Below are 12,787 nucleotides of genomic sequence, written 5' to 3'. Positions count from 1 at the left end.
AAGCGAAATGCGTTACGCGACCGGGCGGGGGAAGGTCGGGTACTCGACACCGGAGACGTGCTGGACGACCCGGACGACCTGGCAGGAGTAGCCGAACTCGTTGTCGTACCACAGGTAGAGGATCGCGTTGTCGCCCTCGACCTTGGTCGCGCCCGCGTCCACGATGGAGGCGTGGCGGGAGCCGATGAAGTCGCTGGAGACCGCGTCGGGCGAGTCGATGAAGTCGATCTGCCGCTTCAGCGGGGAGGTCAGCGAAACCTCGCGCAGGTGGTCGAGAACGTCCTCACGGGTGGTCTCGCGGGCCAGCTGCAGGTTGAGGATGGCGATCGAGACGTCCGGCACCGGGACGCGGATCGAGCTGCCGGTGATCTTCGCCTTGAGGTCCGGCAGGGCCTTCGCGACGGCGGAGGCGGCGCCGGTCTCGGTGATCACCATGTTGAGCGGCGCGGAACGGCCGCGGCGGTCGGCCTTGTGGTAGTTGTCCAGCAGGTTCTGGTCGTTGGTGAACGAGTGGACGGTCTCCACGTGGCCGCGCAGCACGCCGTACTCGTCCTCCATCGCCTTCAGCGGCGGGACGATCGCGTTGGTGGTGCAGGACGCGCAGGAGATGATCTGCTCGTCGGGCTTGATGGTGTCGTGGTTGACGCCGTGCACGATGTTCGGGACGTCGCCCTTGCCGGGGGCGGTCAGCACGACCTTGGCGACGCCGGGGCGCAGGTGCTTCGACAGGCCCTCGCGGTCGCGCCAGCGGCCGGTGTTGTCGATCAGGATCGCGTTGTCGATCCCGTACGCGGTGTAGTCCACCTCGCTGGGGTCGTTCGAGTAGATCACCTGGATCGCGTTGCCGTTGGCGACGATCGTGTTGGTGTCCTCGTCCACGGTGATGGTGCCCTGGAACTGGCCGTGGATGGAGTCGCGCCGCAGCAGCGAGGCGCGCTTCACCAGGTCGTCCGGGCCGCCGCTGCGGACCACGATGGCGCGCAGGCGAAGGCCGCCGGCCTTCTCGACCAGCAGGCGGGCCAGCAGGCGGCCGATCCGGCCGAAGCCGTACAGGACCACGTCGCGGGGCGCCTGGCGCTCCAGCTTGTTCTCGCCGGTGGCGCCGGCGACGGCCTCGGCGGTGAACTCTTCGACGCTCAGGCCGCGGTCGTCCGCACGGTACGCGGCGGCGAGCAGGCCCAGGTCGATCTGGGACGGGCCCAGGTCGAGGGCGGTGAGCGCCTGGAGGAACGGGAAGGTCTCGGTGATCGAGAGCTCCTCGCCGGCTATCTGGCGGGCGAAGCGGTGGGTCTTCAGGATGCTGACCACCGACTTGTTCACCAGGGAGCGGCTGTGCAGCAGGACGGTGACGTCCCGCTCGCGGTGCAGCCTCCCGATGATCGGGATCATCGACTCCGCGAGCTCCTCGCGGTTCTTCCAGTCCGTGAACACGTCGTCGTTGACAGTCACAATTCAACTTTCGAGGGTAGGCCGAGCTAGGCGCCCCCATGCTAGCTTCGGCAGACCGGTCGACGACGGGGTGGTCCCCTCGCTGACCAGCAGTGGTGTGCCGGACGGAGCCCGTTCGAACGTGATCGCGACCACACCGCCGGCACTCTCCGCCCGCTCCGGTGCAGCTCGGTACCGAATCTGACGCCACGTCAGCTCTATTCCGGGCCCGGCCGGGCGTGACCAAGCTCACCCACGTCGAATTCATCACCCCACGGGGTGATGTCTCATCATTTTCGGCCACTTGGGGCTCTGGGATGGAGGAGAGTGGGAGCCCCGGCCGGGCGGCCGCCCGGCACGGGGTGCAGGTCCGGCCGTCCGAGGCCGGGCCGCCGCGAGGAAGGGACGGCCGTCCATGCCACACCTGGCCTACCAGCGGGCCGCGCTGGTGTTCACCCTGTTCGACAGCAATGGCAACGGGGTGCTCGACGCCGAGGACTTCGACCTGATGACCGAGCGCGTCCTGGAGGTCGCCACGGACTCAGCGGAGGCCGACCGGCAGGCGCTGGCCGCCAGCATCAGCAACTACTGGGCGGTGATGGCCAAGACGCTGGACGTCAACGGTGACGGGTTGGTCACCCCCACCGAGTTCCGCGGCTTCGTCCTCAACCCGGAGCTGTTCGGCGCCACCGCCGCCGTGTTCGCCGACGCGCTGGCCGCGCTCGGCGACCCGGACTGCGACGGCCTGATCGAACGGCCCCGCTTCCTCGCGCTGATGACCGCGATCGGCTTCGACAAGCCCAATATCGAGGCCCTGTTCGACGCCTTCGGGCCGGACGCCACCGACCGGATCACGGTGGCGGTATGGGCCCAGGGCATCCGCGACTACTACTCGCCCGAGAAGGTCGGCATCGCCGGTGACCACCTGGTCCCGAATCTTCGGGTCTGACCTCTCCACCCGTTGTAAGGAGCCCGTTTTGACCGCACCGCTCATTGCCCTGGCCGTAGGCCGCGGCACCGGACCGGACCTCGCCCCCGTTTTCGAGCGGGTGCTCCGCCGGATCACCCGACTGCACGGTGTGGAGGCCGAGTTGGTGCGGTCACCGCGGCTCTACCACTCGTACGTCTCGCTGCGCGCCGAGTACGCCGACACCGCCGAGATCACCCGTCTGACCGCGCAGGACGCCGCGCACTACGAGCAGTTCTGCCGCGAGCAGGCTGCGGCCGGCGTCCGGGCCGTGTTCCGCACGGCGATCAACGCCCAGTCGCTGTACTTGGTGCGCCAGCGCCTGGCCGCCGTCAAGGTCGAGCCGCTCGACGCGGCCGGCGCCCGCCTGCTGCTGGTCCGCGACCAGGCCCAGGGCTTCTACACCGGCGAGAACCAGCACACCCCGGGCCGGGTGGTGCGCACCATGGAGTTCAGCCGCGACGTCACCGAGCAGGTGGTGCGCTACGCGGTCCGCCGGGCCCGCGACCTGTGGCCGGAGGGCCCCGCGCGGGTCCAGATGGCGTACAAGTTCCACCTGCTGGACGGGGCGCTGGACGACTGGGCCGCCGCGCTGTCCACCGAGCTCGGCCTGGAGATCGCGCTGTTCCAGCCCGACACGGTCAACCGCAATCTGATCGCCCACGGCCCCGAGGACCGCACCGTGCTGGTCGCGGGCAACGAATGGGCCGACATCATGCACGTGGTGCTGCTCGACCGGTACGGCTCGGAGCGGCAGGAGAATCGTTGCACCGAGAACGTGCACCTCCATCCGGACCTGCACGGCCTCACCGAGTACCAGACCGTGCACGGCTCCGCCGACGACCTGGCGGGCCGCGATCTGGTCAACCCGGTCGCCACCGTTCGGGCCGCCGCCCGGATCGCCGAACGCCACGCCGGGTGTCCGGGCGCCGAGGCCGCCGTGGAGGCCGCGCTGGCCGCCGTCCGGGCCCGCGGCATCCTCACCCCCGACCTCGGCGGCACCGCCAGGACCACCCAGGTGGTGGACGCGGTGCTGGGCGAACTCGCCGTCGCATTAAAGCCGTTCGTGCCGGCCGCCAGGTCGTCCTCGGCCCGCGTCGTCGCCGGGTCGGGCAGCGAACGGGCGGGCGCCCGATGAGCACCGGCACCACCGCGACGGCGACGGCCCTGGTGGTCGTCGACCTGCAGAACGACTTCTGTGCGGGCCCGGTCGCCGCCGCCCGCTTCCCCGGCGACCCGGAGCGGCTGGCCCGCGTCGCCGAGCACACCGCCACCGCCGTCGACCGGGCCCGCGCGCTCGGCGTCGACGTGCTGTTCGTCCGCTTCCTCGGCGACGAGGCCCACCAGGGCCCGGCCTGGCAGCGGCGCGACGCCGCGCTCGGCAAGCGTCCCAAGTGCCTGGAGGGCAGCTGGGGCGCCGAGTTCCACGCCGCCGTGCCCCGGCCCGGCGAGGCCGTGTTCACCAAGCGGGCCTGCTTCGACGCCTTCCTCGACCCGGAGTTCGAGCCGCACCTGCGCGCCCGCGGCATCCAGCACCTGGTGCTGGCCGGCCTGTTCGCCGACGTGTGCGTGGACTCCACCGCCCGCACCGCGTTCCAGCGCGGCTTCCACCTCACCGTGCTGCGCGACTGCACCGCCGCGCTGCACCTCACCGACCAGGACGTGCTGGGTTTCATGGCCCGCGTGTACGGCGCCCGGATCACCGACCTCGCCGACGATCAGCCTTTCGTTCTCCCGGAGCTGCCGGGGACGGCCGCCGCGACCGACCGGGTGGGTCAGTCGTGCCGATGACCGCCCCCGTTCTGGACGACCCCGGTGTCACCGCCGGCGTCGGCCGCACCGCCCTGCTGGTCGCGCACGCCCGCGCGCTGGAGGCCCGCCGGCCCGACGCGCTGGCCGTCGACCCGTTCGCCGAGCACTTCGTCCGGGCCGACCCCGGCTGCGCCGACTGGCCGCTGAACCCCGACGAGATCGCCCCGGGCGACCCGCTGTGGGGCAGGCTGGCGGCCTACTTCGCGCTGCGCACCCGGGTGTTGGACACCCACCTGCTGACGGCCGTCCGGACCGGGGTACGCCAGGTGGTGCTGCTCGGCGCGGGCCTGGACTCGCGGGCGCACCGCCTGCCCTGGCCGCCCGGCACCACCGTGTGGGAGCTGGACCGGCCGGAGGTGCTGGCCTTCAAGCAGCGGGTGCTGGACGAACTGGAGGCCGTCCCGACGGCCTGCCGGCGGACGGTGCCGGTGGATCTGCGCGGCCCGTGGCCGCAGGCGCTGACGGACGCCGGGCTGGACCCGCGGCAGCCGGTGGCATGGCTCGCCGAGGGGCTGTTCCTGTACCTGCCCGCGGAGGCCGAGGTGCTGGTGGCGGACGCGCTGGACGAGCTCAGCGCGCCGGGCTCCACGCTGGCGTACGAGGTCAAGCTCGGGCTGGAGGTGGCGAAGGTGCGGGCCAGCCCGGTGTACACGGCCGCCCGCACCAGGATCGGCGTGGACCTGCTGGCGCTGTTCGCCCCCGGCCCCCGCCCGGACACCGCGGCGCACCTGGCCGCGCGCGGCTGGGCGACCACCGTCCGGACGCCGTTCGACCACGGGGCGGGCCTGCCGCGGGCGCCGCGCCGGGAGCGCGACGACGCGCTCGCCGCGAACCGCTGGATCACCTGCGTCAAGGGCCGCTGACGAAGGGAGCGGGGCCGGGCGTCCACCGCCCGGCCCCGCTCCCTGACGAACGCGCGGACGCGCGGACGGTCAGTAGGGCTTCACCAGGACGTGCGCGGCGCCGGGGATGCCGATCTTGAGGAGTTCGTCCTCCTCCGGCGTGGTGGGCGTGCCGGTCTCCTGCTTGAGGATGGCCCGGGACAGCGACTGGACGAACATCGCGCGCGGGCGGCGGCGGTCCTCCCAGGCCCGGAGCGCGGCGGGCACGTCGGCGGCGGCGTCCAGTTCCTGGGCGAGCACCAGGGCGTCCTCGACGGCCATCGCGGCGCCCTGCGCCAGGTGCGGGGTGGAGGCGTGCGCGGCGTCGCCGGCCAGCACCACCCGGCCGACGTGCCAGGGCGCGTCCACGGTGACCTGGGAGATCCGCGAGTAGACCACGGTGGCCGGGTCGGTGATCTGCGCGAGCGCCTCGGCGACCGGGCCGGTGAAGTCGGTCAGCCGCTCGGCGAGCTGCTCGTGGGCGCGCTCCGGGTCCGGGCGGAAGTCCTCGGCCTCGGCGAACACCGAGCCCAGGTACATCAGCTCGTCGGTGATCGGGGTGAGCAGCGCCTTCGCGGCCACGTTGCCGGTGCTCATCACCACGCCCCGCACCTCGGCCTGCCGGGGCAGGGTGACCCGCCAGTTGGCGAAGCCGGTGTACTCGGGGCGGAAGCGGTCGCCGTACAGGCGGGTGCGCAGCGGGGAGCCGATGCCGTCGAAGCCGACCACCAGGTCGTAGCGGCCGGTGCTGCCGTCGGACAGCGTGACGTCGACGCCGTCGCCGTCGTCGGTGAGGTCGGCGATGGTGGTGCCGAACCGGACGGTCGCACCGGCCTCGGCGGCGGCCCGGCCGAGCACCTGGGCGAGCGCCGGGCGGGGGATGCCGTTGTTGGCGGGGGCGCCGTCCATCTGCGGCTGCGGGATCTTCGCCAGGGGGTTGCCGGCCGGGTCGCAGATGGTCAGCACCTCCCATTCGTAGCCGACCTCCAGGCAGTCCTCCAGGATGCCGAGTTCGCGCATCACGTGCAGGGCGTTGGAGGGCTGGATGATGCCCACGCCGAGGGCGTCGAACTGCTCGCGGAGTTCGGCGACCTCGACGCTGTGGCCGCGGCGGGCCAGCGCGACGGCGAGGGTGAGTCCGCCGATGCCGCCGCCGTGGACGAGGACGCGCAGGGGTATTGCCATGGTCTTCTCCGATGGGTTCGGGATGGGGCCGTAACGGGCGGGCGGGCGGCCGGGTCAGCCGACCGGCAGCGCCATCAGGTGGTCGACCAGGGCGAGCAGCGCGTCCCGGCCGAAGCTCCGCTCACGGACGTCGCCGACCAGCATCGGGACGTGCGGGTCGAGGTCGAGCGCGGCCCGGATCTCCTCGTCGGTGCGGGTGTTGACGCCGTGGAAGCAGTTGATGGCGACCACGAACGGGATCTTGCGGCTCTCGAAGAAGTCGATCGACGCGAAGCTGCTCTCCAGCCGGCGGGTGTCGGCGATCACCACGCCGCCGAGCGCGCCGTTGACCAGGTCGTTCCACATGAACCAGAAGCGTTCCTGGCCGGGCGTGCCGAACAGGTAGACCACCAGCTCGGGGCTGACGGTGATGCGGCCGAAGTCCAGGGCGACGGTGGTGGTGGTCTTCTGGTCGACGCCGGCCAGGTCGTCCACGCCGACGCTGGCGGTGGTGAGGTACTCCTCGGTGCGCAGCGGGGCGACTTCGCTGACCGCGCCGACCAGGGTGGTCTTGCCGACGCCGAAGCCGCCGGCGACCAGGATCTTGCACGCGGCGGCGCCCACCTGGGTGATCGTCATCTCAAAGCCTCCTCAGTCCCTCACGTACAGCGGCCAGCAGGCCTCGGTCGGCGCCGCCCGCGGCCCGGGCCACCGAGATCGGGGCCCGGGCGGTCAGGAGGCCCTGCTCGACGAGGTCGCCGAGCAGGATCTTGGTCACGGAGACCGGCAGGTCGAGGTCGGCGGCGACCTCGGCGACGGCGGCGGGGGTCCGGCAGCGGCCCAGGATCATCCGGTGCTCGGGCTGGAGCCGGCCGGGCCGGACCGGCGCGCCGTAGGCGTCGACCGGCTCCGGTACGGCGGTGAGCAGGGTGATCAGGGTGAAGTCGTCCCGCTCGGGTGCGGTGCGGCCGCTGGTGATGGTGTACGGGCGGACCATGCTCTCCGCGCCGTCGTCATCCGCGTCCTCGTCCCAGTGCGAGCTCACCCGCGCTGCCCGCTCCGGGCGGCGAACGCGTCGAAGTCGCCGCGCTGCGGGGTGCTGAGCTTCTGGCCGACCTGCTGGACCAGGTTGTGCATGGCCAGCGACATGACCTCGGCGTCGACGTCCTGGGAGGCGACGACGGCGAGGTGGGTGCCCTGGCCGGCGGCGATCACGAACAGCCAGAGGTCGGCGAGTTCGACGATCACCTGGTGGACGGGGCCGCCGGTGAACAGCTGGCCGACGCCGCGGGCCAGGCTCTGCTGGCCGGTGGCGATGGCGGCGAGGCGTTCGGCGTCGGGGCGCTCGATGGTGCGGGAGTGGCTGACCACGAGACCGTCGTCGGAGAGCAGGACGGCGAGCCTCGTCCCGGCCACCGAGTCCACCAGGCCGTCCAGCAGCCAGTCGAGGTCCTGGTGGGTGGCGGTTGTGCGCGTCATGACCGGTCTTCTCTCGTCGGGATGGTGTGGGTGTTCCAGGTGTCTCCGGGCTCCGGCCGCTCGCCGGGCTGCGGTGTGGTGTCCGCAGTGGGCTGGGTGGCTTCGGCCCGCGCCTCTCTGGACCGCCGCTGGAACGCACCGATCGCTGCCCCGGCCCGTCGGGGGGCCGGTCGGAACAGCGGGTTCTCGTCCCAGCGCGGCGGAGCGGGGGCGGCCGGCGCGGTGGCCGGGTCGAGCCGCAGTTCGTCGACCAGGCTGGCCTGGCGGACGCGGCGCGGCAGTGGCGGTTCGGCGCCGGGCAGTGCCGGGGTGAGCGGCACGTACGGCGCGGGCACCGCCGGGGCGGGGACCGGGTAGGTCCCCGGGGCGGGGAACGGGGAGGCCGGCGCCGGCTCGTACGGGACGGGCGGGTGGCCGCCGGTCGGCTCGGGCCGGTACTGCACGGGCAGCCCGTACGGGGCGGGCGCCGGCGCGTAGGGCATCGACTCGCCGGCCGGGCCGCCGTACGGGGCGGCGGGGTGCTCGGCGGGCTGCTGCGCGTCGGCGAAGGGCTGCTCGTGGACGATCGGGGTCTGCTCCGGGCCGGGCCCGCCGAACAGCTCGTACGGCGGGAACGGGTCGTCGGCCCGGTACGGGCTCTCGACCGGCGGGAGGGGCAGCTCCTCGGGCGAGGCGTGCAGCTCCAGCAGCGCGTTCTCCCGGTCGGGCACCTCGGCGAGGCCGGTGACGCCGGCCAGGGCCCGGCCGCGGGAGCGGGTGGGCAGGCCGCCGGTGGGCGGCGCGGCGACCAGGGTCGGGCGGGCCGTCGGGTCGGGGACGATCAGCTCGTCGGGGACGAGCACCACGACGCGGGTGCCGCCGAACGCGGACTGGCGGAACTCGATCCGCAGGCCGTTCTGGTCGGCGAGCCGGGCGACCACATAGAAGCCGAGGCGGATGTCGTCGCCGCGGGCGAGCACGTCGGCCTTGGGCGGACGGGTCATCAGCAGGTTGGCTTCGTCGATCTGTTCGTCGTCCATGCCGAGGCCGCGGTCCTCGATCTCGACGGCGATGCCGCGGCTGACCCGGCCGGCCCGGACCTCGACGGGGTTCGGCGGGCGGGAGAAGCTGAGCGCGTTCTCGATCAGCTCGGCGAGCACGTGGGCGACCGGGCCGACGGCGCGTTCGGACAGCCAGGGGCTGCCGTCCAGGTCGATCATGACGCGGCGGTAGTCCTGCACCTCGCCCTGGGCCGCGCGCATCACGTCCAGCAGCGGGACGGGCTTGCGCCAGCGCCGGTGCGGGGTGCCGCCGGCCAGGATGACCAGGTTCTCCTCGTAGCGGCGCAGTCGGGCGGTGAGGTGGTCAAGGTCGAACAGGCCCTCGAGGATCTCCGGGTCCTCGTGCTTGCGCTCCAACTCGTCGAGCTTCTTCAGCTGCTGACCGATCAGCAGCTGGGTGCGGCGGGCGATGCGCTGGAGCAGCCGCTCGTAGGCGCGGTGCTGCTCGGCCTGGGCGACGGCGGCCTGCAGGGCGCTGGCCCGGGCCAGGTTGAAGGCCTCGCCGAGCTTGGCGAGTTCGTCCTCGGTGCGGACCCACGGGTCGGGCTCGATGGCACGGACCTGCTCCTCGACGTCGATCTGCTCGCCGTTGCCGAGCCGCTCGACCACCTCGGGCAGCGACTTCTCCAGCTCCTCGGCCTGCTGGTGGAGGCCGCCGATGCGGCGGCGCAGCGTGCGGGTGAGGCGCCAGCTGGTGATGCCGACCGAGACCAGGGCGATCAGGCCGGCGAGGGTGGTGAGGCCCAGGCGAACGGCGAGGTCGAGGGTGATCCGCTTGGCCTTCTCCACGATGAACGCGGTGCGGAACTCCATCAGCCCGACGAGCTGCGGGTTGAGGGCGTCCATCGACTGGCGCCAGGCGTCCTTGTCGGTGGCGAGGACGACCCGGCCGCTGCGGTCGGTCGCGGCGGGCTTCAGCAGCTCCTGCTCGGCGCGGACCTTGGCCTGCCAGGCCGGGCTGTTGACGATCTGCTGCCACATCTCGGTCTGGGTGGCGTCCAGGTTGGGTGCGACCTTGGTGCCGAACTGGAAGTCCTGTTCGGAGATGGACTGCCGGACCTGCTGGAAGTCCTCGACGCTCAGCGAGCCGGTGGCCCAGCCGCGGGCGAGCAGCGCGTCGGCGCGGGAGATCATCTCCTTGGCCCAGAACAGGTCGACGAGCGGCGCGGAGACGGTGGTGATCCGGCCGTCGTCGACGTGGCTGAGGGCGCCGAACAGCCGCAGGTCCACGGCGATCAGGTCGGTGTAGTAGCCGTACACGGCGGCCTGCTGCTGGTCGCTGCCGCTGTCCACCAGGGCGCGCTGCGCGGGCAGCTGGTTGATCGCGGACCGGGCGTCCCGGACGGCGTCGCGGACTTCCTGCGGCGCGCTGCCGGCCTCGACGCCGGACAGCTTCTGGAACGTGGCGACGGCCTCGTCGGTCTTGGCGCGCTGGCTGCGCAGCGCGCCGGTGACGCCGCTGTGACCGGCGAGGGCTTCGGCGCTCAGGCGCCGTTCCTCCTGCAGGTTGTAGTACACGATGTTGGACGGCTGGCCGGCCTGTTCCGCGAGCATGCCCTGGGCGGCCAGTCGCTGGAAGGAGTACAGGAGCTGTCCGCTGGTGACTGCCCACAGGGCGGCCAGCGCCACCGCAGGGACGATGGCCAGCACGAGCAGGGTCGCCCGAAGCGACAGCCGGCCCTTGTTGATCCGCCGAGGCGCGCGCGTGGGCAGGACATTCTCCTTGGGGGCGACGCCAGTCGTTCAGAACTGGTCGAATCTGATGAGGACTCTGACGGGTGGATCTTAGTATCACCGTATAGCGGCCCATAAAGCCGCCATGGCGGTCCGGCGCCCCGACACGGCACCGCCCGCGGTGTCCCAACATCCTTTCCGGCCAGGCGCGATGAGCCGCCCGAAGGTCAACACCCCACTGCACGGCGGCTCTTCGGCACACGACCGACTCGGCTCGCGCGAACTGCCCGCCCCAGCACCGGAACTGAATCCCCACCCGGCGCCGGAGCGGCCCGCGAACCATCCGTCAGGGCCGCCGGCCGAACCGTTCCGGAGTCTAGCGCTCCCCCGGTCGAGCCTGGCATGACCCCTGCCGAAACATATCGAAAACCGTACTTGAACAGCCAAAATCTCCCCGACCGGCCCGGGAATCGCCCGGAGCGGTTCATTCCGCTTTTCTTTCACAAACTCTTGACATTGCCTCAGCTACCGGCCGGCCGGCTCCCGCCCCCGCTCCGGGTCGAAGGCCCGAGTTCGGCGATCAGCCGGCGGTAGGCGTCGAACGCCTCCTTGCGGGTGTGGTCGTCGCGCAGCAGGCCGAAGCCATGGAACAGGCTGTCGCCGCGACTGTCCGCGTCGCGCAGCGCGAACAGCGTGTACCCGTCGACGTTCAACGCCGCGGCCTGCCCGGCGACCGCCCGGACCACCGTCTCCAGCACCCGGGCCTGCTCCCGCTCGGATCGCCCGGCGCCGGTCGGCCAGCCGTTCTCGCAGATCCGGATCGGCACCGTCGCCGGGATGCCCGCCCTGGGCAGGTCGGTGTTCCGGAAGCCGTGCAGCACCCAGGCCACCGTGTCGGCCAGCCGCTCCGCCGGGCAGGGACGGAACACGTCCGGGAAGAAGTCCAGCCCGACGTAGTCGAGCGCGTCCAGGAAGCGGGCGTCGGCGAGCTCGCCGAGCGCGTCCCAGAACGGTGCGGCCGGGTCGAACGACGGCACCGCGTTGAAGCCGACCTCCGCGGACAGGCCGAGCATCCGCACCTCCTCCTTGGCCGCGACCACGCCCGCCACCAGCGCCTCCCGCACCCCGGGGATGCCGCCGTCCAACACCGGCAGGTCCATGTTGGGCTCCTCGCAGATCTGCACCGAGCCGAGCCGCGCCCCGAGCTCGCGCACCTGCCCGCGCACATACCGCTCCCACCCGTCCCGACTGCCGGTCGGCTCGCGGAACTGCAGCACCAGGTCGACCTTCCGCCCCGGCCGCTCCAGGTACGCCTCCCAGCCGCCGGGGGTCTGCTCCGGCGCGGCGACGGTGGACGCGAACGACCGGTACACCCGGACCAGGAACTCCGGCTCCGCGCCCTGGAGCGCGTCGAGCGCCTCGGCCACCTGCCGTGGGTCGTCCGGGCTGACGGGGTGCACGATCCCCCGCTCGTCGCCGAGCAGCGCCCCCGGGTAGATGCCGAACCTGAACTGCCGCTGTGCGTCGTCCACTTCGCCCCCTGGCTCGACATTCTTGGTGTCACACCAATTTTTCAGTGACTCTACCATTTCCGGGCACTCCCCTAGCATGGGGCGCATGGGCCTTCGCGAGACCAAGAAGCAGCAGACCAGGACCGCCATCGCGGACGCCGCGCTGCCGCTGTTCCTGGAGCGCGGCTTCGACCAGGTCACCGTCGCCGAGGTGGCCCGGCACGCGGGTGTCTCCACCAACACGGTCTTCAACTACTTCGCCACCAAGGAGGACCTGTTCTTCGACCGGCAGGCCGAGGTCGAGCAGCACCAGGCCGCCGTGGTCCGCGCCCTCCCGCCCGACGGCTGCCCCGTGGCCGCCCTCCGCGACGACCTGCGCGACGCCCTCCAGGTCGCCGACGGCCACCCGCTCGGCATCCACCCCGGCACCGCCGCGTTCTTCCGCACCATCGAGGGCAGTCCCGCGCTGCGCGCCCGCGAACGCGAGATCGCCGAGCACGCCGAGACCGCCCTCGCCGCCGCCCTGCCGCCGTCCCCCCGCACACCGTTCCTGGCCGCCGCACTCGCCGCCACCCACCGCGCCACACTCCGCGAGCTCCGCCGCCGAATCCTGGCCGGCGACCCACCCCACACCGTCACCACCGAACTCGCCGCAGCCCTCACCGACGCCTACGACACCCTCTGCCACTGCCCGCAGCACCCCTGACCCCCCGGGGACCGGGACGCCGGCCGCCGTCCGACCCCTGTCGACCGCCCTCCCGACGCTGCGGTTTCCCCCAGGGACGAACCGGACACCCTGCCGGGAGACGGAACTTCCGCAGGGTAAAGGCG

Annotated in this window: 12 protein-coding genes; 5 read left to right on the top strand and 7 right to left on the bottom strand. The window is 72.5% G+C overall.

The features are described 5' to 3' along the window. Positions 1-12: 12 nt before the first annotated feature. The gene (locus tag ACIQF6_RS01945) at positions 13-1,449 is read right to left on the bottom strand and encodes a glyceraldehyde-3-phosphate dehydrogenase (protein WP_400888887.1); all 1,437 of its coding nucleotides are present in this window, start codon (positions 1,447-1,449) and stop codon (positions 13-15) included. Between the two features lie 394 nt (positions 1,450-1,843). Here ACIQF6_RS01945 and ACIQF6_RS01940 point away from each other — a divergent pair, with 394 nt between their 5' ends. The 4 genes from ACIQF6_RS01940 to ACIQF6_RS01925 are packed head-to-tail and all read left to right on the top strand — an operon-like array spanning position 1,844 to position 5,070. Then, positions 1,844-2,377: an EF-hand domain-containing protein gene (locus tag ACIQF6_RS01940; RefSeq protein WP_400888884.1), complete on the top strand. Its 534-nt coding sequence runs from the start codon at positions 1,844-1,846 to the stop codon at positions 2,375-2,377. 28 nt (positions 2,378-2,405) lie between these two features. Then, complete coding sequence (locus tag ACIQF6_RS01935) at positions 2,406-3,533, top strand: isocitrate/isopropylmalate family dehydrogenase (protein WP_400888881.1); 1,128 nt, start codon at positions 2,406-2,408, stop codon at positions 3,531-3,533. Beyond that, positions 3,530-4,186: a cysteine hydrolase family protein gene (locus tag ACIQF6_RS01930; protein ID WP_400888878.1), complete on the top strand. Its 657-nt coding sequence runs from the start codon at positions 3,530-3,532 to the stop codon at positions 4,184-4,186. Before ACIQF6_RS01935 ends, ACIQF6_RS01930 begins: the two co-directional genes overlap by 4 nt. Continuing rightward, positions 4,183-5,070, top strand: coding sequence for an SAM-dependent methyltransferase (locus ACIQF6_RS01925; RefSeq protein ID WP_400888875.1), 888 nt, complete (start codon positions 4,183-4,185; stop codon positions 5,068-5,070). Before ACIQF6_RS01930 ends, ACIQF6_RS01925 begins: the two co-directional genes overlap by 4 nt. A gap of 69 nt (positions 5,071-5,139) precedes the next feature. Here the strand turns inward: ACIQF6_RS01925 and ACIQF6_RS01920 are convergent, their stop codons facing one another. The 6 genes from ACIQF6_RS01920 to ACIQF6_RS01895 form a co-directional block, all read right to left on the bottom strand. Further along, positions 5,140-6,273, bottom strand: a complete 1,134-nt coding sequence (locus tag ACIQF6_RS01920; RefSeq protein WP_400888872.1) for an FAD-dependent monooxygenase — start codon at positions 6,271-6,273, stop codon at positions 5,140-5,142. A 54-nt stretch (positions 6,274-6,327) separates the two neighbouring features. Next, positions 6,328-6,891, bottom strand: coding sequence for a GTP-binding protein (locus tag ACIQF6_RS01915; RefSeq protein ID WP_400888870.1), 564 nt, complete (start codon positions 6,889-6,891; stop codon positions 6,328-6,330). A 1-nt stretch (position 6,892) separates the two neighbouring features. Further along, positions 6,893-7,249: a DUF742 domain-containing protein gene (locus tag ACIQF6_RS01910; protein WP_400890073.1), complete on the bottom strand. Its 357-nt coding sequence runs from the start codon at positions 7,247-7,249 to the stop codon at positions 6,893-6,895. Between the two features lie 44 nt (positions 7,250-7,293). Then, a complete protein-coding gene (locus ACIQF6_RS01905) occupies positions 7,294-7,731 on the bottom strand; it encodes a roadblock/LC7 domain-containing protein (RefSeq protein ID WP_400888868.1) in 438 nt (145 codons plus the stop codon). Then, positions 7,728-10,421 carry a nitrate- and nitrite sensing domain-containing protein gene (locus ACIQF6_RS01900; RefSeq protein ID WP_400888865.1) on the bottom strand — a complete coding sequence of 898 codons (2,694 nt, stop codon included), beginning with the start codon at positions 10,419-10,421 and terminating at the stop codon, positions 7,728-7,730. Before ACIQF6_RS01900 ends, ACIQF6_RS01905 begins: the two co-directional genes overlap by 4 nt. Positions 10,422-10,966: 545 nt before the next feature. Then, on the bottom strand, positions 10,967-11,977 hold the full coding sequence (locus ACIQF6_RS01895; RefSeq protein WP_400888861.1) for a hypothetical protein: 1,011 nt from the start codon (positions 11,975-11,977) through the stop codon (positions 10,967-10,969). Between the two features lie 85 nt (positions 11,978-12,062). Here ACIQF6_RS01895 and ACIQF6_RS01890 point away from each other — a divergent pair, with 85 nt between their 5' ends. Beyond that, positions 12,063-12,662, top strand: coding sequence for a TetR/AcrR family transcriptional regulator (locus ACIQF6_RS01890; protein WP_400888858.1), 600 nt, complete (start codon positions 12,063-12,065; stop codon positions 12,660-12,662). The last annotated feature ends 125 nt before the right edge of the window (positions 12,663-12,787 follow it).

The sequence above is a fragment of the Kitasatospora sp. NPDC092948 genome (assembly GCF_044754805.1).
Lineage (GTDB): Bacteria > Actinomycetota > Actinomycetes > Streptomycetales > Streptomycetaceae > Kitasatospora.
This window is presented reverse-complemented; position numbering and strand designations above follow the sequence as displayed.